Genomic DNA, 19,362 nt, shown 5'->3' with positions numbered 1-19,362 from the left:
CAGGAGCGCGAGACGTTCAGCGCCCACGCCTGGCGCGCGAGCCAGGGCTCGCGCCGCCGCCGCACCGCTCTGCGCTCAACTCGGCGGCAAAGTGAAGGCGCCGGGCAACAGCGCGCCCACGGTGGTGCGTTGCACGTCCCCGGCGAGGTTGCCAAGCAGCACCGGCATGCCGGCGTCGCACAGTTCGGCCATCACCTGGCGACAGGCGCCACAGGGGCTGACCGGCCCCGGCGTGTCGGCGACGACCGCGAGCTGGGAAAAGTCCCCGGGCCGGCAACCGGCCGCGACGGCGCTGAACAGCGCCGTGCGCTCGGCGCAGTTGCATAGGCCGTAGGCGGCGTTTTCCACGTTGCAGCCGGCGAAGCTGCGGCCATCGTGGGTGAGCAACGCGGCGCCGACCTGGAAACTCGAATACGGCGCATAGGCCTGCTCGCGTGCCTGGCGGGCCACGAGCATCAGCGGGTCGACGGCTGGAAGCGGCATGGGTGGGGACACGAGGGATCTCCTGCAAAGACCCCGTGCGCGCCGCTGGCGGCGCTGCCGGTGGGCCAGTCTACTGCGGCCGCCGGCGCGCCGGTCGACCGGCGTGTGCGGGCGCCCATGGGCTAGGATGGCGCATCGGGACGCGGGGGAGACACATGGCGATTACCGTGGGCGCATTGCGCGAGGCGGCTGCCGGCGAGCGGCGGGTGGCGATCACGCCCGAGGTGGCGAAGAAATTGCGCGGCAAGGGCGTGCGGGTGCTGTTGGAGCATGCCGCCGGCACGGCCGCCGGTTTCCCCGAGGGCGCCTACGCCGATGTGGAATTCGCCGACGCGGCGCAGGTGCTCGCCCAGGCCGACCTGCTCGCCTGCGTGCTGCCGCCGGAAGACGCCGTCTACGGCCAGTTGCGCGAAGGCGCGATGGTGGTCGGCCAGTTGCGGCCGCACGGCGCCGCCGAGCGCATCGCCGCGCTGGGCAAGCGCCGGATCACCGCCTTCGCGTTGGAACTGCTGCCGCGCACCACCCGCGCGCAGGCGATGGACGTGCTGAGTTCACAGGCCGCCGTGGCCGGTTATCGCGCGATGCTGATCGCCGCCGAAGCCTGCCCGAAGTTCTTCCCCATGCTGACCACCGCCGCCGGCACCATCCGGCCCTCGCGGGTGCTGGTGATCGGCGCCGGCGTGGCCGGCCTGCAGGCCATCGCCACCGCGCGCCGGCTGGGCGCGCAGATCGAGGGCTACGACGTGCGTCCGGAGACGCGCGAGCAGGTCGAGTCGCTGGGCGCGAAATTCCTGGACCTGGGCGTCAGCGCCGCCGGCAGCGGCGGCTACGCGCGCGAGCTTTCCGCCGAGGAGCGCGCCGCGCAGCAGCAGGCGCTGGCCGAACACCTCAAGCTCGTCGACGTGATCGTCAGCACCGCCGCGGTGCCCGGCCGCCCGGCCCCGAAGATCGTCACGCAGGCGATGGTCGAGGGCATGAAGCCCGGCGCACTGGTGGTGGACCTGGCCGCCGAAGGCGGCGGCAACTGCGAGCTGACCCGGCCGGGCGAACGCGTCGAGCATGCGGGCGTGAGCATCCTCGGCCCGCTGAACCTACCCGCGGGCGCGCCTCTGCATGCCTCGGAGATGTATGCGCGCAACGTCTACAACTTCGTCGAGCTGATGCTCCGCGATGGGGCGCTCGCGCCCGACTTCGGTGACGAACTGATCGCCAAGACCTGCCTCACGCGTGAAGGCGAGCCGCGGCCCTGAATCGTCGGCGGTACTGGCGCGGCAGGCGGCCCTGCGCCGAGATCCACCGTATTGCCCCTTTCCCGAAAGACGGTCCCGGGTCAGTGTCCCGCAGACCGAGGCGGATGGTCGAGCCCCTGCAACCGCTGCTCGATCGTCTGCGAGCGCCACTGGCGCAGCAGGCGTTCGCGCTGGTCCGGCGGCAGGTGCTGAAAGCGCTGATAGGCATCGTGCAGGCGTTCGCGCTGGCCTGGCGGCAGGTGGTGGAACTTGTGCATGTTGGCCCGTGCGCGCTGGCGCTCCTCGGGCGTCATCTGTTGCCAGCGGGCGATGCGTTCGCGGATTTCCTGGCGGCGGTCGGGCGGCAGGGTGACCCAGTGCTCGGCGCGCTTGAGCATGTGCGACTGCTTGCGCGGCGGCATGCTGTCCCAGTCGTTTCGCAAGGGGGCGAGCACTTCCTGCTGGGCAGGATCCAGGCTGCGCCAGGGGCGTGGCGCCGGCAGCTCGGCATTTTCGCCGGACGGCGGGGGAGGCGGCGCCTCCTGCGCGTGCGATGGCGCAAGGGCGAGCAGGGCAAGCAGCAGCGGTAGGAGTGCGAAGCGCGTCATGGCTCAGTGCTGCGGCTGGAGGTGTCGTTGGCGGCGAGCCAATCGAAGAAGTCGAGGTTCTGGTAGAGCTGCGGATCGGCGCTGTCGGCGTCGGGCGGCAGGTCCACATCCGCGTCGGCGGTCTGCGCCGTGGAGGCCGCCTGCGGCGTTGCGCTGTCGGCGCGCCGCAGCGGCTGCCAGATCATCAGCGTGGCCAGGGCGAGCACGGCGAAGGCACCGACCGGCAGCAGCACGCGCGAGGCGAACCGGTGCGGCGCCGGACGCGCGGCGGCAAGCGCCTGCCGGCGCGTCGCGCGCAGGCGCTCGGCCGTGGACGGATCGAGCTGCCGGCTGGCTTCCAGGTACAGCGCGCGGGCGCGCCGGGCGAACTTGTCGGGATCGGGCGTCATCGCCAGTCCTCCAGTTGGTCGCGCAGATGGTGCATCGCACGCGACAGATGAGTCTTGACACTGCCTTCGGAGCAACCCATGGCCCTGGCCGTGTCCGCCACGTCCAGGCCTTCGAGCATGCGCAGCAGGAACGCTTCGCGCTGGCGCCGGGGCAGGCGCTGCACCGCGGCGGAGATCTCGCTCCACGCCTTGCCGTCCTCCAGCCGCTGCAGCGGGCCGGGCGTGCTGTCGGCGGGCTCCCAGGCGGGCAGGTCCTCGCCGTCCTCGTCGCGGCCGCCGAGCCAGCCGACCACGATCGAGCGCACCTTGCGCCGGCGCTGCAGGTCGACGATGCGCCTGCGCAGGATGCCCCAGAACAACGGCGTCCACTCCTGCGCGGGCTTGTCGCGGTAGTGCCGGACCAGACGCAGCATGGCGTCCTGCACCGCGTCCAGCGCGTCCTCGCGATGGCCCAGCTGCAGTTCGGCCAGGCGGAAAGCGCGGCGCTCGACGTCGGCCAGGAACGCGTCCAGGGTGGCCGGCACGGCGCGCGCATCCGGCGCCAGCAGGCCGCTGTCGAGGGCGCCGGCAAGGCTGTTCATGGCGTCGGGGTCCGCGTCATCGGCGTCCTGGCCCGGTTGCGAAAGGATCGGATGCATCAACGCGACAGGCTCGCACGGGTTGACGTGCGACCGTATGATGCGGCGACAGCCGCTCGGCGGGGCGCGCGGACGGGGGGAGAGGTCATGCTCGACGGGTTCCTTGCGCTGTACATCTTCATGCTGGCGGCCTTCACCGGCCACGAGATCATCGCGCGTGTGCCGGTGATCTTGCATACGCCGCTGATGTCCGGTTCGAACTTCATTCACGGGATCGTACTGGTCGGCGCGATGATCGCGCTGGGCCACGCGCAGACGCCGCTGGAAATCGGCATCGGCTTCGTCGGCGTGCTGCTGGGCGCCGGCAACGCGGCGGGCGGCTACGTGGTCACCGAGCGGATGCTCGAGATGTTCAAGTCCAGCCGCCCGGGCGGCCGGGGGACGCACTGATGGCCTGGCTGCCGGGGGCGATCCAGGCCTGCTATTTCATCGCCGCGCTGCTGTTCATCCTGGGGCTGAAGCGCATGAGTTCGCCGCGCACGGCGCGCGGCGGCATCGTCTGGGCCGGCCTGGGCATGGCGCTGGCGGTGGCGGCCACCTTCGCGCTGCCCGGGCTGGCGCACCGTGGGCTCATGCTGGCCGCGCTGCTGCTGGGCACCGCCGCGGCGTGGTGGTCGGGCCGGCGCGTGGCGATGACCGCGATGCCGCAGATGGTGGCGCTCTACAACGGCATGGGCGGCGGCGCGGCGGCGGCCATCGGCGCGGCCGAGCTGGTCGGCTTCGCCGGCGCGGCGGTGACGCTGCTCGGCGGCGGGCGGTTCGCCGCCGGCGGCCAGGCGCCCGGCACGGCGCAGCTGGCGCTGGCGGTGCTGGGCGCGCTCATCGGCGCGGTGAGTTTTTCCGGTTCGCTGGTCGCCTTCGCCAAGCTGCAGGGCTGGCTGGATCGGCGCTTCACGTTTCCCGGCCAGCGCGCGGCCAACCTGCTGGTGCTCGCGCTCGCGCTCGTGCTGGGAGCCCTGCTGGTCGCCGGCACGCTCCGGCCCGGCCTGATCGCGATTTTCTTTGCGCTGGCGCTCCTGTTCGGGCTGATGATGACGCTGCCGATCGGCGGCGCCGACATGCCGGTGGTGATCTCGCTGTACAACGCATTCACCGGCCTGGCGGTCGCGTTCGAGGGCTTCGTACTGGGCAACGAGGCGATGATCATCGCCGGCACCGTGGTCGGCGCGGCCGGCACGCTGCTGACCCAGCTGATGGCCAAGGCGATGAACCGCTCGCTGGGCAACGTGCTGTTCGGCAGCTTCGGCGCTGCGGCCGGCGCGGCGCAGGCGATAAGCGGCGCGCAGAAGCCCATCGAGGCGCCGGACGCGGCGGTGATGATGGCCTATGCCGAGCGCGTGGTGATCGTGCCCGGCTACGGCATGGCGGTGGCGCAGGCGCAGCACAAGGTGTGGGAGTTCGCGCGGCTGCTGATCGAGGGCGGGGTCAAGGTGAAATTCGCCATCCACCCGGTGGCCGGCCGCATGCCGGGCCATATGAACGTGCTGCTGGCCGAGGCGGGCGTGCCCTACGACCTGATCGCCGACATGGACGAGATCAACCCCGAGTTTCCGAGCACCGACGTGGCGCTGGTGATCGGCGCCAACGACGTGGTCAACCCGCTGGCCAAGACCGATCCGGCCTCGCCCATCTACGGCATGCCGATCCTGGACGTGGCGGCCGCGAGAAACGTCATCGTGGTCAAGCGCGGCAAGGGCACCGGCTTCGCCGGCATCGAGAACGCGCTGTTCTACGCCGACAACGCGCGCATGCTCTACGGCGACGGGCAGGCGGTGGCGGCCGAACTGGTGGCGGCGCTCAAGGCGCTGGAAGCGTAGGCGCTTACGGAACCCGTCGGGGCCTGCGGCCGGCCAGCCACGCGGCAAGCAGCGCGCCGCCCAGGCCGAAGGCGACATCGACCGGCCGCACCGCCAGTTGCGCCAACACCAGCAGCATCGTCGGACCGGCCCCGCGCAGGGCGTCGAGCAGGCCGATGCCCATGGCTCCGGCGATCCGCGCCGCAGCGGTGAGCATGTCCACGTAGATCGCCGCTAGCACCGTGGCGCCGGCAGCCAGTGCGGCAGCCGCACGGCCAGCCGGGCGCACCCAGCTCCGTACCGCCAGCGCCAGCAGCCCGCCGGCCACCAGCGCGAGCACCGGCAGCGGGCGCCGCAACGCCATCGTCGGCAACATCCAGACGGCGCCCGCGGCGAGCCCCAGCATGGCCGCGCTGAAGGCGGCGAACAGCGCGGAAATCAGGCGCACGAGCGGGGACGGGGCTGCGGCGGGTGGTCGGGAGCCATGCGGGTCCTGCAGTCTTCTGGCGAGCGTGAATGATAACCGCGCGGCCGTCCCGTCCGCCCGGATGTCTTGAGATCGGCAGCGCGGGCCTGATCTTGATCAGCGGCGTGCCGCCGCGGCGCGGCATAATAGAGCGCTTCCCGCGGCCGTGGCCGCGGCCTCGACGGATTTTTAGCAGGATCGGCATGAGTGGCTTCAGTCTGAGCAGCGAACCCTTCACCCTGGAGCGCGATTGCGCGGCGGTGATGGTGCCGCAGGGCGAGAGCGTGATGCTTCCGGCCGGCCAGATCGGCTACATCACGCAGGCGCTCGGCGGCAGTTTCACCGTCTACGTCGAGGGCAACCTGTTCCGCATCGCCGGCAACGATGCCGACGCCCTGGGCAAGGAACCGCCGCCGCCGATCGAGCTGGCCGCCGATGCCAGCGACGAGGACGTGGAAAAGCTGGTGTGGGAGCAACTGCGCACGGTGTTCGATCCGGAGATCCCGATCAACGTGGTGGAGCTCGGGCTGGTCTACGACGTGTCGATCGATGCGCTCGCCGACGGCACGCGCAAGGTCTACGTCAAGCTGACCCTGACCGCGCCCGGCTGCGGCATGGGCGACATCCTGGTGGACGACGTGCGCACCAAGCTCGAATTGATCCCCACCGTCGGCGAGACGGACGTGGACCTGGTCTTCGACCCGCCGTGGAACCACTCGATGATGTCGGATGCGGCCAAGCTCGAGACCGGCATGCTCTAGCGTTCCGGTGCCATCCCGCAGCACCCGAAGACCCGGCACAAAGCCGGGCTCTATGCGTTTGCGGCATGGGCGTGATGCCTCGTGGGCGTCGCTGCGGCGCGCTTTCCGCGGCTGCTAACAGCGCCAATCACGGATCCGAATCCCAGGAAATCTCTCTGCCACGGCGTACGGCCTCCGCATGCTCGGAGCGTGACCAGGACGCGTCACGCGCCCGGCCGTATCGGGTGCGCCGACAGCGCAGGCAAAGGGCTCTGCTTCGGCCGGGCCCTTATTCATGGGGGAATCTCTGCAACGGCCCGGACAGCCGCTCCCGGGCGCGTACGTTTGCCACCGATGGCGGCGCAAGGTCTTGTGTTTAACCAGGGTTTAGGCGCCTTCGCGCGCATGCAAAACCTTCACGCGAGCGCGAAGCGATGCTCCGGAAGCCTTGCGCCGACTTGGTCGAGCGATGCCATCACACAGGCCTGCGTCGCCCGGTTAACGCACTGCGTCACACTTGCGCGCACGAAGGTTTTTTCGATATCAGCCAGGCGCTTCTCCCCTACGAAAAAGTCCAATTGTCCGCGTCGATTTGGCCCGCCTATCGTCAAACCATTCGTCGGCGGGGAGGTTGACGGATGGTTCGTCCCGTTTGCGTGCCGCACTCTCCAGCCGCACCAGACGGGCCCCGATCGCTGCTGAGGGACCGCAGGGGGAACTGCGGTTCGGGGCATTGACGCAACTTTAGGGCACACCAGCTAGCTCGATTGAACTGTGGCCTCTGCCGCAGCAGGTCTTCTCGTCCTCAAATTCGGAGCAACCATGAAAAGCAGCTTGATGAAAGCCATGGCCTCAGCCGTGCTGAGCGTGACCGCGGGGTTTGCGTTCGCGGGCAGCGGCGTGGCGGCACAGGTCGGCATGTCCAACGCGCAGAACACGAATGCGCAGACCCTCAACCCCTACTCGCCGCGCTATAAGCATCTTTATCGCCACGGCGCCGTGCCGACCCGCGAGGCGCATGCGCAGATGAAGCGGTACGGGGCGACCCATGCCTTGGCCACCAATGCCGCCACCGGTCCCGAGACCCTGAGCTATGGCGGCGGTGTGGACGGCATCGGCGTCACCAGCGGCACGCCCAAGGTCTACCTGGTGGTCTACGGCAACCAGTGGGGCACGGCCAGCACCGGTTCGGATGGACTTATGCACCTGTCAGGCGACCCGGTCGGCGCCGTGCCCTACCTGCAGAACCTGTTCAAGGGCCTGGGCACCGGCGGCGAGTTGTGGTCCGGCGTGATGACCCAGTATTGCGACGGTCCCTCGGTGTCCAGCGGCGCCACCTTCTGCCCGTCTGGTGCCGCGCAGATCGGCTATCCGACCGGCGGCGCCTTCGCCGGCATCTGGTACGACAACTCGGTCGCCTCGCCTTCGCAGGCCACCGGCGCCCAGCTGGCGCAGGAAGCGATCAAGGCAGCGCAGCATTTCGGCAACACCACCGCGGCCTCCAACCGCTACGTGCAGTACGTAGTGCTGTCGCCTTCGGGCACCCATCCGGACGGATTCAACACGCCGAGCGGTTCGTTCTGCGCCTGGCACGACTGGAACGGTGACCAGAACGTCTCTTCGCCGGTGGGTGATGTCGCCTTCACCAACATGCCCTACGTGTACGACATGGGTTCCAGCTGCGGCACGGGCTCGGTCAACGGCAGTTCCTCGCAGGGCAATCTGGACGGCTTCTCGATCGTCGAAGGCCACGAGTACGCCGAGACCGTCACCGACCAGAACCCGGCCGGCGGCTGGACCAACCACACCGGAGACGCTACCTACAACGGCGAGGAAGACGGCGACGAGTGCGCGTGGCTCACCTCGCCGTCGAACGCTGCCACCCAGAACGTGATCATGGGCAACGGCACTTATGCCATGCAGAGCACCTGGTCCAACGACACCAACGAATGCGACATCTCGCATCCGATCGTGGGCGGCAGCAGCGGCGGCGGCAGTACGCCGGTGGCCAACTTCGGCGAGACGATCAGCGGCCTGACGGTGAACTTCACCGACAGCTCGACCGACACTGGCGGCACGATCAGTTCGCGCTCGTGGGCCTTCGGCGACGGCGGCACCTCGACCGTGACCAACCCCAGCCACACCTATGCCGCGGCCGGTACCTACAACGTCTCGCTGAAGGTGACCGACAACCTCGGCGCCACCAACACCAAGACGCAGTCGGTGACGGTTTCCGGCGGCGGTGGCAGCAGCCAGCTGCTGGGTAACACCGGGTTCGAAACCGGTACGGCGGCCCCCTGGACGACGACCGCGGGCGTGATCGACAACAGCAGTTCGGAGCCGGCGCACAGCGGTTCGTGGAAGGCCTGGCTGGATGGCTATGGCACCACCCATACCGACACGGTCTCGCAGCAGGTCACCATCCCGAGCGGCAAGACCTCGGCGACGCTGCAGTACTACCTGCACATCGACACGGCCGAAACCGGCTCGACCGCCTACGATCACCTGTACGTGCAGGTCTACAACACCTCCGGCACGCTGCTTGGCACGCTGGCGACGTTCTCCAACGTCAACGCCGCTGCGGGCTACACCGTGCATACGGCGAACATGTCCAGCTATATCGGCAAGACGGTGGTGCTGAAGTTCACCGGTACGGAGGATGCGTCGCTGCAGACCTCGTTCGTGCTGGATGACGTGACCTTGACGGTGCAGTAAGGCAACACGCGCGAAAGCGACGAGGGGCCGCTTGCGGGCGGCCCCTCGGTTCGTTCCGAGGGATGCCCTCAGACCTGTTCGAAGCGGTTGGCGTCGCGGTTCTTGCGCACCTTGGCCGGATCCCACACGCGGCCGTTCATGGTGATGTAGACGCCGTCGGGCAGCGTCTGCACCGCGGCCACCGCGCAGCCGATGTTGAACACGGCATCGGAGCCCTGGAAGCGCGCCGGATTCAGCGCGCCGGTCAGCACGATCACCTTGCCGGGAATCGAGGCCAGTTCGCGCGCGGTCTCCACCATGGTGTCGGTGCCATGGGTCACCAGCACGTGCCGGTGCGGCTGCGCCTCGATGGTCGAGCGCACCAGCGCACGGTCCTCGTCGGACATGTGCAGGCTGTCCTTGCGCAGGATCGGGATCACGTCGAAGGCGAACGCCACCCCGAGCTGGCTCAGGATCTCGCCGATCTGTGGCGCGCCGATCTTGTAGTCCGACTTGTCGTCGAAGTAGATCTTGTCGATGGTGCCGCCGGTGGTGACGATGGTCAGGTGCTGCATGGTGGCCGGAAACCAGGAGTGGGGGACTTAGTTTAGCGGGAGTCCCGCGGCCGCGATGGCTGCCCTTGGCCTGCGGGTTGCCGCGGCTCACAACAGCAGGTGCGTGTCGGCCAGGTCCGGGACGATCGTCCGGTCCAGCCCGTGCGCCACGAAGCGGCGCAGGGCGGCACCGGGACGCATGTCGCCGCGCCCGCGGGCGAAGGTCGACTGGCGGGCGAGCAGGGCAGCGGCAGCGCTGCGCGCAAGCGTGAGCGAGAGTCCGCGCGCCGCGGCTTCCAGTGTGGCGCGCTCGCCGTGCAGCGATTGCGGCTGTCGCGCGGCGGCGTCGAGCGCGGCATGGATGGGCGCCAGCATCTCAGGCTCATGGCTGCCGCCGGTCCAGCCGCCGATGGCCGTGCGCAGCGCCGGCAGGCCTTCGCCGAGCGCGCGCAGGCTGTCCAGCGCCAGCACGTTGGTGGTGCCTTCCCAGATCGCGTAGACCTGTGCGTCGCGCAGGAGCTGCGGCAGGCCGGTGTCCTCGATGTAGCCCGCGCCGCCGAAGCATTCGAGCGCCTCCGAGCACAGCGCCACGGCGAGCTTGCCGGTCCACAGCTTGGCCAGCGGCGTGAGCAGGCGCAGCAGCGCCGCCTCGTGGGGCGCGTCCTGCCCCTGTTCGACACGGCCGAGCAGCTGCACCACCTCGAACGCCAGCGCGAACGCGCCCTCGAATTCGGCGCGCATGTCCGCCAGCGTCTGCGCGTGCAGCGGCTGTTCGATCAGCGGCCGGCCGAAGGCTTCGCGCCGCACCGCATAGTCGCAGGCCAGCGCCAACGCGCGGGCCATGCTCGCCACCGCGCAGACCGCGTTCCAGGTGCGCGTGACATTGAGCATCGGCGCCACCTGGCGCACGCCGTTGGCGAGTTCGCCCAGCGGCCAGGCGGGCAGGCCATCGAGGTGGATCTCCGCGGTGGGCAGTTCGCGCGTGCCGAGCTTGTCCTTGAGGCGGTCGACGACCAGTTGCGGCTTGCGTTCCCCGCCATCCATCGTCTCGACGTAGAACAGCGCCAGCGCCGCCGCGCCCTCGCCGGCGCCCTCGGGCCGCGCCAGCGCGAGCGCCGCCTCGCCGACCACCGCCGAGCTGAACCACTTGCGGCCGTGCAGTCGCCACTGGCCATCGGCGTCCTGGCGTGCGACGGTCCCGGTGCGGCCGACGTCCGAGCCGCCGCCGGTTTCGGTCATCCATTGGCCGCTCAGCCAGAAGGTGGCCGGATCGCGGCTGAGGAAATGCGGCAGCGCGCGTTGGATCAACGCCTGGTTGCCGGACGCGCGCAGCGCTGCGATCGCGCCGTCGGTCATCGCCAGCGGGCAGGTATAGAACTCGCTGGCCAGGTGATACAGATAGACGCGGGCGAACTGCTCCAGCCGCGCGTGTGCGTGCGGTTCGTGGCCGGCGGCGAGGATCGCGTGGCGGGTGGTCAGCCCGGGGCCTTCCTGCCAGGCCGTGGTCAGTTCGATCCGGTCCACGCGCCGGCCCCAGGCGTCCCACTGCGTCAGCACCGGCGTGCGCGGCGTGCCGCGGCGGGCGCGCTCCCAGGCCCGTTGCGCGTAGTCGCCCAAGGCGTCCAGGTCCGCATCGAGCGCGCTACGGCGCTCGGGCGGAATCACCCGGTCCAGCAAGGCCAGCAGCGTGCGATCGTTGCGGTAGGGATGAACCAATTGCGGCGCGGTCTGCAGTAAGCCCATGGCGCGCTCCGGCGGTGCGATGCGGGTCAGTATAGGCACCCGTGGTAGGCGGAGCGTGCTTCGGCGAACCGCCGGTTCGCCGAAGCGATCAGCGGCCCGGCCTGCGCTTCACGCCCGCCCCCAGCGCCACGATGACCAGCAGCGACAGGCCGATCTCCACCAGCGCGAGCCACTTCACCGTGGGTTCGCTCCATGCCTCGGCCACGCCATGGCAGAAGTAGAACAGGCTGAGGATGCCGACCCACAGCAGCGCGCGGCGCAGGTCGCGCAACGCGGCCAGCGGCAGCAGCAAGGGGATCACAGTGATCCCCAGCACCAGCCACAGCGGCATGCGCTCCGGCCGGGCGAGCCAGCCGTGCCACAGCAGCTGCAGCGCGATCAGCGCGAACCACGCCGCGCGGCCGGCGCGGTAGGCGAGCGGCACCGGCGCACTCATGCCTGCGCCGCCAGCTTGCGGGCGGTCAGCGCCAGGCGTCGCCCCAGCGCGCGGGCGAGCTCGCGCTCGTGCTCGCTGACCGGGTTGTCGCCGCGCGTGCCGGCGACGTGGCTGGCGCCGTACGGCGTGCCCCCGCTCGCCGTGGCGTTGAGCGCCGGCTCGGTGAACGGCAGGCCCAGCAGCAGCATGCCGTGGTGCAGCAGCGGCAGCGCCATCGTGAGCAGGGTCGATTCCTGCCCGCCGTGCATGGTGCCGGTGGAGGTGAACACCGCCGCCGGCTTGCCGGCCAGCGTACCGCTGGCCCATTCGGCGCCGGTGGAATCGAGGAAATGTTTGAGCGGCGCGGCCATGTTGCCGAAGCGCGTGGGGCTGCCCAGCGCCAGGCCCGCGCACTCGGCCAGGTCCTCGCGGCGCACGTAGGGCGCGCCTTCGTCCGGCTCCGGCGGCTGCGCCACCTCGGTGACCGGCGCGACCGGCGGCACCTGGCGCAGGCGTGCCTCCAGGCCGGCCTCCTCCACGCCGCGGGCGATCAGCCGCGCGAGCTGGGCGGTGTGTCCGCTGCGGCTGTAGTACAGGACCAGAATGACGTGCTTTTCGGGTTCCGGGCTCATGGCTTCCGTTCGATTGGGCGTTCACCGGCGATCGGGTAGTGTAGCGGCCGCCTTCCGCTTGATGGTGCCGCCCATGGCCTGGCGTTTCGACCGCGACCGTGCGCTCAGCTTCAGCCGCTTCATCTGGCAGCGGTTCGTCGACGACAAGTGCTTCGAGACCGCGGGCGCCCTGTCCTACACCACCCTGGTGTCGCTGGTGCCGCTGATGGTGGCCGTGCTGGCGATGTTCTCGGTGTTTCCGGTGTTCGAGCCGGCGCGCAACATGCTGCTCGACTTCGTGTTCTCCAACTTCGTGCCGGCGACGGGCGAGAAGGTGCAGGAGACGCTGCTCAGCTTCGCCCAGAACGCCAGCCAGCTCACCGGCATCAGCATCCTGGTGATGCTGTTCAGCGCGCTGTCCATGATGGTCAGCATCGAGGACCGCATGAACCGCATCTGGCGCGTGCACGAATCGCGCAGCTGGGCCTCGCGGCTGCTGCTCTACTGGACGGCGCTGACGCTCGGCCCGATCCTGGTGGTGGGCGGCATCGCGGTGACTTCGTACGTCACGGCCATGCCGCTGCTGGCTGGCGCCTATCAGCAACTGGGCCTGGGCCAGCGCCTGCTCGGCGTGCTGCCCTTCGTGGTGACCTTCGTGACGCTGTGGCTGATGTACGGCACCGTGCCCAACTGCCGGGTGCGACGCAGCGACGCGGCGTTGGGCGCGCTGATCGCAGCGGTCCTGTTCGAGATCGCGCGCTGGGGCTTCACTCTGTTCGTCAGCCGAGCGCAGACCTATCAGCAGATCTACGGGGTGCTGGCTACCATCCCGATCTTCCTGCTGTGGATCTACCTGTCGTGGGTGATCGCCATTCTCGGCGCGTCGGTGGCCGCCTCGCTGTCCGCCTACGAATACCACGCGCCGGCGCAGACGCTGCCGGAAGGAGCCGAGTTCCTCGGCTTGCTGGTGGTGCTGCGGCATTTCGTCGATGCGCAGCGCGCCGGCTGCAGCCTCGATCCGGCGACCGTGCGCGTGCACGCGCCCTACCTTCGCAGCGCCGCGATCGCCTGCTATTTCCAGGACCTGCAACGGGCCGACCTGATCCAGCGCGGCGAGGCCGGCGGCTGGCTGCTGAGCCGCAGCCTGGACAGCACCGATCTGCTGCGGGTGTATCGTCACAGCGATTACCGGTTGCCGCTCAGGCCCGCGCTGGAGGCGCGCACGCTGGGCATCGACCTGCCGCCCGCACTGCTCGATCTGCTCGCCGAGATGGCGCGCATGCTGGAGGATGGGCTGGGCACGCGGCTGGACCACGCTTTCCCCCCCGACCCGAACGAAGCGGAGAACGTTTCCCCATGAAGATGCCAAGCCTCCTGCTCGCGGCGACGCTTTTTGCAGCCGTGGCATCGGTGCATGCGGCCATGCCCGCGCAGCCTTCGCTGCAGGTGACCACGCTGGAGGGCAAGCCCTTCGACCTGGCCGCGCAGCGCGGGCACTGGGTGATCGTCAACTTCTGGGCGACCTGGTGCGTGCCCTGCATCAAGGAGATGCCGGACATCTCCCGCTTCGTCGCCAGCCACGCCACCGTGCGCGCCATCGGCCTGGCCTACGAGGACAGCGACAAGGCGGACATCCAGGCCTTCCTGGCCAAACACCCGGTGAGCTACCCGATCGCCCAGGTGGCGCTGGACAGCCCGCCGAAGGATTTCGAGGAGCCGCGCGGGCTGCCCACCACCTACCTGATCGCACCCGACGGGCACGTGGCCAAGCGCTTCGTCGGTCCGGTGACGCCGCAGTCGCTGGGCGCGGCGATCGGCGCGGGCAAGTGAGATGGCCGGCGCGCGCTTCCTGGTGAGCGGCCGCGTGCAGGGCGTGTTCTACCGCGCCAGCACCCGCGAGCAGGCGCGGCAGCTGGGCCTGACCGGCCACGCGCGCAACCTGCACGACGGCCGCGTCGAAGTGTTCGCCTATGGCGAAGCCGCGGCGCTGGACGCGCTGGAGCGCTGGTTGTGGCAGGGGCCGGCGGCGGCGAAGGTGACCGGCGTCCTGCGCGAGGATGGCCCGGGCCAGCCGCCCGGAGGATTTGGCACCGGCGAGCCGCCCGAAGGATTCGGCACGGGGTGACCACGGATCCCGGTGGCCGGGCGGATCTCCGTCCGGCCGTCTAGAAGTCCAGGTCGATCGGTGGCCGCCCCATCCTGCGCCGTGTCCCGATCGACTGCATCGCGCGCCGGAAATCGCCGGCGAAGGCGCTCATGTCGAACAAGGGCGATCGCCCGCGCATCCCGGCAAGGCGGCCGCGCAAGTCCGCCAGCGCAGCCGGGTCGCGGCCGAGTCGCACGGCCGTCGCCACGAAGCCGTCGGCTTCCTCGGCCACCAGCTCGGGCATGTGGGCATGGTGCAGCAGGCTCGCGCAAACGCGGCCCGCGAAGGTGTCGCCGGTCGTGGTCAGCACCGGGCAACCGGCCCACAGCGCGTCGGCCGCGGTGGTGCGGGCGCTGCAGGGCAGGGTGTCGAGGAAGAGGTCGACCAGGGCGTAGCGCGCCAGGTATTCCTCATGCTGCAGTTGCGGCAGGAACAGCAGCCGCTCCGGCGCCACCTGGTGTTCAGCGGCTGCGGCGCGCAGACGTTCGTCGGCGCCGTCCGGGCCGGCGCGCAGCCACAGTACGCTGCCGGAGACTTCGCGCAGGATCAGCATGAAGCGCGCGAACGTGGCCGGGTCGAGCTTGCGCACGTCGCTGAAGCAGCCGAACACCACGCCCGTCTCCGGCAGGCCGCAGGCGGAGCGAGCCGGCGGCGGCGCCGGCGCAACGCAGGCGACCGGCAGAAAACAGCGCGGCAGGCGCAGGACCTTCTCGCTGTAATCGGCCCGGTGCGAGGGCGGCAACACCACGGTGTCGGCCAGCAGGTAGTCGATCCAGGGCGCACCGGTGGTGCCCGGATAGCCCAGCCAGTTCATCTGCAGCGGCGCCGGGCGCAATGCGAGCAGGTCGGCATTCGTGTGCAGGCCATAGCCGGTGAGGTCGACCAGCACTTCGACGCCCAGTGCATGGATGCGCCCGGCCGCTTGCGGGGGCGGCAGCGCGTCGAGTACGTGCAGCGGCGCGGCGGCGGCCAGGCGCCGGCGCAGCGGGCCGCCATCGTCGGCGCAGGTCGCGAACAGGTGCAGTTCCAATCCGCCCGCCGTGGCCAGCGCCTCGACCAGGCCGGCCACGGTGCGCCCGGTCGGATGCTCGCCGAAGCCGTCAGACAGCAGTCCGACGCGGATCGGTTCGGCCGGCGCCGGCTGGCGCCAGCTGAACCGCAGTTGCCGGCGCGCCGGCGAAAGCTGCTGCTCGATCGGGCGGGCAAAGGTTTCCATTGCCTTGCGCTGCAGCGCGCGATCGAACGGCTCGAGCAGCAGCGCGAACGGCACGATGCCGTGCAGGCCGGCTTCCACCGCTTCGCGCAGGCGGGCGGTCAGCTTGTCCTGCTCGCGCCAATCGGCCAGGCGGCGTCGCGTGGAGGCAAGACGGCTCAGGGCAGGGCCAGAGCCAGGCGCGTTTTGCAGCGTACGGGCATAGGCCGCGGCCGCTCGGGCGAGTTCGCCGGAGGCTTCCAGCATGCGGGCCGCCTGGAACGCGTAGCGCGGCTCGCCGGGTGCCAGCCGCTCGGCCTCCAGCCACGCCTGGGCGGCCTCGGACAAATGGCCCTGGGCGTGCAGCACGTGGCCGAGCAGGTCGTGCGCGGCCGCCAGATGTGGTGCCAGCGCGAGCGCTTCGCGCACGTGGGCCAGTGCCTGGGCAGTCGCGCCGAGCTCCAGCTCGGCCTCCGCCTGGTTCAGTCGTAGACCGGGATGCTGCGGGGCCGCGCGAACCGCCTGGGCGAAGGTATCGCGCGCTTCCCCATGGCGCGCGGCGACCATCTGCGCCACGCCGAGCGCCTGCAGTACGCCCGGGTGGCCGGGCGCGCGCCCGAGCGTGGCCTGCAGCCGCTCGATCGCCGCCTCCGGGCGGCCGTCCTCCAGCGCCAGGTTGGCCAGGTTGCACTGCACTTCCAGGCTGGCCGGAGCCAGTTCCGCGGCGCGATGCAGCGCCGTCAGCGCCTCGCGCCGGTGACCCAGTTGCAGCAGGGCGATGCCGTGCAGGCGGGCCAGTTCACCGGAAAGCGGAAATTCCTTGCGCCCCTTCGCCGCGAGCGCTTCGGCTTCGCCGCTGGCGGTCCGCTGCAGCAGGTAGGCAAGCCGCTGCAGCAAGGCTTCCAGGTCGGCGCGGGCGTTTGGTGTCATGGGGCCGTGTACTTCTGGCCGGCCGTGCCTCGGGATGGAACGGTTGTCATCGCTATGGCTTCCGCAAGCCCGTTACGCTGGATCGCACTCAGCTGCCTCGCAAGGATGCCATGGTCGCCAGGTCGATGAACAAGGACGTATGGCAGTTCCCGCTCGGAAGGTGCGTTCCCCAAACGAGCCCGTGCTTGACGGTCGAGCCGGCGCAGGTGCCGATGCGCCAGGCGGCCGGCCGGTTCCTCAGGACGCGAGGCTTTTCAGCTCGTCGGCCTGGTGCTCGCGGGTGAGCGTGTCGACCAGCTCGTCCAGGTCGCCGGCGAGTACCTCGGGCAGGCGGTAGAGCGTGAGGTTGACGCGGTGGTCGGTGATGCGCCCTTGCGGGAAGTTGTAGGTGCGGATGCGCTGGCTGCGGTCGCCCGAACCCACCTGCAGGCGACGTTCCTGCGCCTGCGCGGCGGTCTGCTTGGCCTGCGCCTCGTCGAGCAGGCGCGCCTTCAGCAGCGACAGTGCGCGGGCGCGGTTCTTGTGCTGGCTGCGCTCGTCCTGGCATTCGACCACGATGCCCGTGGGCAGGTGCGTGATGCGGATCGCCGAGTCGGTCTTGTTGACGTGCTGGCCGCCGGCGCCGGAGGCGCGGAAGGTATCGGTCTTGAGGTCCGCCGGGTTGATCGGGATGTCCTCGATCTCGTCCATTTCCGGCAGGATCGCCACGGTCGCGGCCGAGGTATGGATGCGGCCCTGCGATTCGGTCTCGGGCACGCGCTGCACTCGGTGCGTGCCCGACTCGAACTTCAGCCGCGAGTAGGCCCCCTTGCCCTCGATGCGGGCGACGATCTCCTTGTAGCCGCCATGCTCGCCCGGATTCTCGCTCAGCACCTCGACGTGCCAGCGGCGGCGCTCGGCGTAGCGCGCGTACATGCGGAACAGGTCGCCGGCGAACAGCGCGGCCTCGTCGCCGCCGGTGCCCGCGCGCACTTCCAGGAACAGGTTCGCCTCGTCGCGCGGGTCCTTGGGCAGCAGCAGGATCTGCAGTTCGCCGTCCAGCGCGGCCAGGCGCGCTTCCAGGCGGGCGACGTCGTCGGCGGCCATGTCGCGCAGTTCCGGGTCGGCCAGCATCGCGCGCGTCTCGGTGAGCTCGCTCTGCGCCTGGTCGTGCTCGCGCAGCGCGGCGGCCACCGGCTCGATCTGCGCGTACTCGCGCGACAGCTCGCGGAAACGGTTGGCGTCTGCGAGCACGTCCGGCTGCGCCAGCAGCAGGCCGATTTCCTCGTGGCGCTCCGCCAGGGTTTCCAGTTTGCGGCGGATCGATGGGGTCATGGCGGTATGGATGGCACGGGTGGAAGGGGCCGGCAAGGTCCGGCTCGCGGCGCGGGAGCGGCAGCCAGCCGCTCTCGCTATGGGTCCCGTTCGTCCGTTTCGCCGTACAGCCGTCCGGCTGCCTGCAGCAGGTCCAGGTCGCCGTTGAGCGCCGCTTCGCGCAGGCGCGCGCTGGGGTGGTGCAACAGCTTGTTGGTCAGCGTGTTGGCGAGGAAGGCCAGCGCCTCGTCGGGCGACTTGCCGCGCGCCAGCATCGCCTGCGCCTTGACGAGTACCTCGTCGCGATAGCGCTCGGCGTGCTGGCGCAGGTCGATCGCCGGGTTGCGCAGGGTGAGCGCGCGGCGCCAGGCCATGTAGCGCTCCACCTGCAGGTCGATGATGGTCTGCGCTTCGCGCGCCGCCGTTTCGCGCGAGCGGCGGTTGTCGTCGATCACCTGTTGCAGGTCGTCGACGCCGTAGAGGTAGACGTCCTCCAGCGTGGCGACCGAGGGCTCGATGTCGCGCGGCACGGCGATGTCCACCATGAACATCGGCCGGCGCTTTCGCGCGGCCACCGCCTGCTCGACCATCGGCCGCGTCACCACCGGCTGCCGCGCGGCGGTGGAGGAGATCACGATGTCGGCTTCGGCCAGGTGCTGGGGCAGGTCGGTCAACGCGATGGCGTAGCCGCCGTAGCGGCTGGCCAGTTCCTGCGCGTTTTCCAGCGTGCGGTTGGCGACGATCAGGCGGCGCACCTGCTTGTCGGCGAGGTGGCGCGCGGCCAGCTCGATGGTGTCGCCGGCGCCGATGAGCAGCACGCAGGCCTGTTCGAGATCGGTGAACACCTGCTCGGCCAGGCGCACCGCGGTGAACGCCACCGACACGGTGTGCGCGCCGATGCGCGTGTCGGTGCGCACCCGCTTGGCCACCTGGAAGGTGCTCTGCAGCAGCCGGTCCAGCGGCGCGCCCAGCGCCTGCGCGTCGCGGGCGAGCTGGTAGGCATCCTTGACCTGGCCCAGGATCTGCGGCTCGCCCAGCACCATCGAATCGAGGCCGGTGGCCACGCGGTACATGTGCCGCACGGCAGCGTCCTCGTCGTGCCGGTAGAGGAACTCGTCCAGCTTGCCGGGGGTCAAGCGGTGGTGGCGGTTGAACCATGCCTGAGGCGCGTGTTCGGCGCCCTCGGCCACGCCGACGTAAAGCTCGGTGCGGTTGCAGGTGGAAAGGATCAGCGCCTCTTCCACGCCCGGCTCGGCCTTCAGCTCGCGCAGCGCTTCGCTGGCGGCGTCCGCATCGAACGCCACCTGCTCGCGCAGGCTGACCGGCGCGGTGAGGTGATTGAGCCCGAGGGCGATCAGCGGCATGGCGTGGAGTGCGAATTGACGACGGGGTATCCGCGGCGGCGTAGGCTAAGCTTTCGTACCTGTGGCGGTTG

20 protein-coding genes are annotated in these 19,362 nt (G+C 70.3%); 8 read left to right on the top strand and 12 right to left on the bottom strand.

Annotated elements, in window-relative coordinates; genetic code table 11:
- Positions 1-75: 75 nt before the first annotated feature.
- Entirely contained in the window at positions 76-483 is a 408-nt protein-coding gene (cdd, locus tag VGU03_RS04005; protein ID WP_327478826.1) for a cytidine deaminase, read from the bottom strand.
- 155 nt (positions 484-638) lie between these two features.
- Here cdd and VGU03_RS04000 point away from each other — a divergent pair, with 155 nt between their 5' ends.
- Positions 639-1,733 (top strand): NAD(P) transhydrogenase subunit alpha, encoded by a 1,095-nt coding sequence (locus tag VGU03_RS04000; RefSeq protein ID WP_327478825.1) that lies wholly within the window; start codon positions 639-641, stop codon positions 1,731-1,733.
- A gap of 80 nt (positions 1,734-1,813) precedes the next feature.
- On the opposite strand, the gene VGU03_RS03995 is transcribed toward VGU03_RS04000, so the two are convergent.
- Genes VGU03_RS03995 through VGU03_RS03985 form a run of 3 tightly spaced genes read right to left on the bottom strand, consistent with a single transcriptional unit; the run spans position 1,814 to position 3,290 of the window.
- Entirely contained in the window at positions 1,814-2,320 is a 507-nt protein-coding gene (locus tag VGU03_RS03995; protein ID WP_327478824.1) for a DUF3106 domain-containing protein, read from the bottom strand.
- On the bottom strand, positions 2,317-2,709 hold the full coding sequence (locus VGU03_RS03990; RefSeq protein ID WP_327478823.1) for a DUF3619 family protein: 393 nt from the start codon (positions 2,707-2,709) through the stop codon (positions 2,317-2,319). Before VGU03_RS03990 ends, VGU03_RS03995 begins: the two co-directional genes overlap by 4 nt.
- Entirely contained in the window at positions 2,706-3,290 is a 585-nt protein-coding gene (locus VGU03_RS03985; protein ID WP_327478822.1) for an RNA polymerase sigma factor, read from the bottom strand. Before VGU03_RS03985 ends, VGU03_RS03990 begins: the two co-directional genes overlap by 4 nt.
- A gap of 144 nt (positions 3,291-3,434) precedes the next feature.
- Between VGU03_RS03985 and VGU03_RS03980 the strand changes: the two genes are divergently transcribed.
- Both VGU03_RS03980 and VGU03_RS03975 read left to right on the top strand, forming a co-directional pair.
- Positions 3,435-3,737, top strand: coding sequence for an NAD(P) transhydrogenase subunit alpha (locus tag VGU03_RS03980; protein ID WP_291195831.1), 303 nt, complete (start codon positions 3,435-3,437; stop codon positions 3,735-3,737).
- Positions 3,737-5,164 carry an NAD(P)(+) transhydrogenase (Re/Si-specific) subunit beta gene (locus VGU03_RS03975; protein WP_327478820.1) on the top strand — a complete coding sequence of 476 codons (1,428 nt, stop codon included), beginning with the start codon at positions 3,737-3,739 and terminating at the stop codon, positions 5,162-5,164. Before VGU03_RS03980 ends, VGU03_RS03975 begins: the two co-directional genes overlap by 1 nt.
- Before the next feature lie 4 nt (positions 5,165-5,168).
- Here the strand turns inward: VGU03_RS03975 and VGU03_RS03970 are convergent, their stop codons facing one another.
- The gene (locus VGU03_RS03970; RefSeq protein ID WP_327478819.1) at positions 5,169-5,591 is read right to left on the bottom strand and encodes a hypothetical protein; all 423 of its coding nucleotides are present in this window, start codon (positions 5,589-5,591) and stop codon (positions 5,169-5,171) included.
- A gap of 221 nt (positions 5,592-5,812) precedes the next feature.
- On the opposite strand from VGU03_RS03970, the gene sufT reads away from it, so the two are divergent.
- Together sufT and VGU03_RS03960 are read left to right on the top strand one after the other, a co-directional pair.
- On the top strand, positions 5,813-6,370 hold the full coding sequence (gene sufT, locus VGU03_RS03965) for a putative Fe-S cluster assembly protein SufT (protein WP_327478818.1): 558 nt from the start codon (positions 5,813-5,815) through the stop codon (positions 6,368-6,370).
- A gap of 801 nt (positions 6,371-7,171) precedes the next feature.
- Entirely contained in the window at positions 7,172-9,064 is a 1,893-nt protein-coding gene (locus VGU03_RS03960) for a PKD domain-containing protein (protein ID WP_327478817.1), read from the top strand.
- A 68-nt stretch (positions 9,065-9,132) separates the two neighbouring features.
- Here VGU03_RS03960 and VGU03_RS03955 read toward each other — a convergent pair whose 3' ends face one another.
- From VGU03_RS03955 to wrbA, 4 genes are all read right to left on the bottom strand, one after another.
- Positions 9,133-9,618, bottom strand: a complete 486-nt coding sequence (locus VGU03_RS03955) for an asparaginase domain-containing protein (protein ID WP_327478816.1) — start codon at positions 9,616-9,618, stop codon at positions 9,133-9,135.
- An 87-nt stretch (positions 9,619-9,705) separates the two neighbouring features.
- Positions 9,706-11,340 carry an acyl-CoA dehydrogenase family protein gene (locus tag VGU03_RS03950; RefSeq protein ID WP_327478815.1) on the bottom strand — a complete coding sequence of 545 codons (1,635 nt, stop codon included), beginning with the start codon at positions 11,338-11,340 and terminating at the stop codon, positions 9,706-9,708.
- A gap of 88 nt (positions 11,341-11,428) precedes the next feature.
- Positions 11,429-11,776 (bottom strand): DUF2069 domain-containing protein, encoded by a 348-nt coding sequence (locus VGU03_RS03945; protein ID WP_327478813.1) that lies wholly within the window; start codon positions 11,774-11,776, stop codon positions 11,429-11,431.
- Positions 11,773-12,387, bottom strand: coding sequence for an NAD(P)H:quinone oxidoreductase (wrbA, locus tag VGU03_RS03940; RefSeq protein ID WP_327478812.1), 615 nt, complete (start codon positions 12,385-12,387; stop codon positions 11,773-11,775). The genes VGU03_RS03945 and wrbA overlap by 4 nt, the downstream gene beginning before the upstream one ends.
- Positions 12,388-12,460: 73 nt before the next feature.
- Between wrbA and VGU03_RS03935 the strand changes: the two genes are divergently transcribed.
- From VGU03_RS03935 to VGU03_RS03925, 3 genes are read left to right on the top strand one after another with little or no spacing between them, the layout of a single operon-like run.
- Entirely contained in the window at positions 12,461-13,726 is a 1,266-nt protein-coding gene (locus tag VGU03_RS03935; protein ID WP_327478810.1) for a YihY family inner membrane protein, read from the top strand.
- Entirely contained in the window at positions 13,723-14,196 is a 474-nt protein-coding gene (locus VGU03_RS03930) for a TlpA disulfide reductase family protein (RefSeq protein WP_327478809.1), read from the top strand. Before VGU03_RS03935 ends, VGU03_RS03930 begins: the two co-directional genes overlap by 4 nt.
- Before the next feature lies 1 nt (position 14,197).
- Positions 14,198-14,491: an acylphosphatase gene (locus VGU03_RS03925; RefSeq protein WP_327478808.1), complete on the top strand. Its 294-nt coding sequence runs from the start codon at positions 14,198-14,200 to the stop codon at positions 14,489-14,491.
- 40 nt (positions 14,492-14,531) lie between these two features.
- Here the strand turns inward: VGU03_RS03925 and VGU03_RS03920 are convergent, their stop codons facing one another.
- The 3 genes from VGU03_RS03920 to hemA form a co-directional block, all read right to left on the bottom strand.
- The gene (locus VGU03_RS03920) at positions 14,532-16,634 is read right to left on the bottom strand and encodes a tetratricopeptide repeat protein (protein WP_327478807.1); all 2,103 of its coding nucleotides are present in this window, start codon (positions 16,632-16,634) and stop codon (positions 14,532-14,534) included.
- Between the two features lie 237 nt (positions 16,635-16,871).
- Positions 16,872-17,948, bottom strand: a complete 1,077-nt coding sequence (gene prfA, locus VGU03_RS03915) for a peptide chain release factor 1 (RefSeq protein WP_327478806.1) — start codon at positions 17,946-17,948, stop codon at positions 16,872-16,874.
- A 77-nt stretch (positions 17,949-18,025) separates the two neighbouring features.
- Positions 18,026-19,291, bottom strand: coding sequence for a glutamyl-tRNA reductase (hemA, locus tag VGU03_RS03910; protein WP_327478804.1), 1,266 nt, complete (start codon positions 19,289-19,291; stop codon positions 18,026-18,028).
- Positions 19,292-19,362 lie beyond the last annotated feature (71 nt).

The sequence above is a fragment of the Frateuria sp. genome (assembly GCF_035944355.1).
Lineage (GTDB): Bacteria > Pseudomonadota > Gammaproteobacteria > Xanthomonadales > Rhodanobacteraceae > Frateuria_A.
Note: the sequence above shows the minus strand (reverse complement) of the source record. Positions and strands in the feature narration are given on the sequence as shown.

Coding starts and splice junctions, on each gene's coding strand:
- VGU03_RS03985 (WP_327478822.1), bottom strand. CDS start 3,290: ATGAACAGCCTTGCCGGCGCCCTCGACAGCGGCCTGCTGGCGCCGGAT.
- VGU03_RS04000 (WP_327478825.1), top strand. CDS start 639: ATGGCGATTACCGTGGGCGCATTGCGCGAGGCGGCTGCCGGCGAGCGG.
- wrbA (WP_327478812.1), bottom strand. CDS start 12,387: ATGAGCCCGGAACCCGAAAAGCACGTCATTCTGGTCCTGTACTACAGC.
- sufT (WP_327478818.1), top strand. CDS start 5,813: ATGAGTGGCTTCAGTCTGAGCAGCGAACCCTTCACCCTGGAGCGCGAT.
- hemA (WP_327478804.1), bottom strand. CDS start 19,291: ATGCCGCTGATCGCCCTCGGGCTCAATCACCTCACCGCGCCGGTCAGC.
- VGU03_RS03945 (WP_327478813.1), bottom strand. CDS start 11,776: ATGAGTGCGCCGGTGCCGCTCGCCTACCGCGCCGGCCGCGCGGCGTGG.
- VGU03_RS03960 (WP_327478817.1), top strand. CDS start 7,172: ATGAAAAGCAGCTTGATGAAAGCCATGGCCTCAGCCGTGCTGAGCGTG.
- prfA (WP_327478806.1), bottom strand. CDS start 17,948: ATGACCCCATCGATCCGCCGCAAACTGGAAACCCTGGCGGAGCGCCAC.
- VGU03_RS03995 (WP_327478824.1), bottom strand. CDS start 2,320: ATGACGCGCTTCGCACTCCTACCGCTGCTGCTTGCCCTGCTCGCCCTT.
- VGU03_RS03955 (WP_327478816.1), bottom strand. CDS start 9,618: ATGCAGCACCTGACCATCGTCACCACCGGCGGCACCATCGACAAGATC.
- cdd (WP_327478826.1), bottom strand. CDS start 483: ATGCCGCTTCCAGCCGTCGACCCGCTGATGCTCGTGGCCCGCCAGGCA.
- VGU03_RS03930 (WP_327478809.1), top strand. CDS start 13,723: ATGAAGATGCCAAGCCTCCTGCTCGCGGCGACGCTTTTTGCAGCCGTG.
- VGU03_RS03980 (WP_291195831.1), top strand. CDS start 3,435: ATGCTCGACGGGTTCCTTGCGCTGTACATCTTCATGCTGGCGGCCTTC.
- VGU03_RS03950 (WP_327478815.1), bottom strand. CDS start 11,340: ATGGGCTTACTGCAGACCGCGCCGCAATTGGTTCATCCCTACCGCAAC.
- VGU03_RS03925 (WP_327478808.1), top strand. CDS start 14,198: ATGGCCGGCGCGCGCTTCCTGGTGAGCGGCCGCGTGCAGGGCGTGTTC.
- VGU03_RS03990 (WP_327478823.1), bottom strand. CDS start 2,709: ATGACGCCCGATCCCGACAAGTTCGCCCGGCGCGCCCGCGCGCTGTAC.
- VGU03_RS03935 (WP_327478810.1), top strand. CDS start 12,461: ATGGCCTGGCGTTTCGACCGCGACCGTGCGCTCAGCTTCAGCCGCTTC.
- VGU03_RS03975 (WP_327478820.1), top strand. CDS start 3,737: ATGGCCTGGCTGCCGGGGGCGATCCAGGCCTGCTATTTCATCGCCGCG.
- VGU03_RS03920 (WP_327478807.1), bottom strand. CDS start 16,634: ATGACACCAAACGCCCGCGCCGACCTGGAAGCCTTGCTGCAGCGGCTT.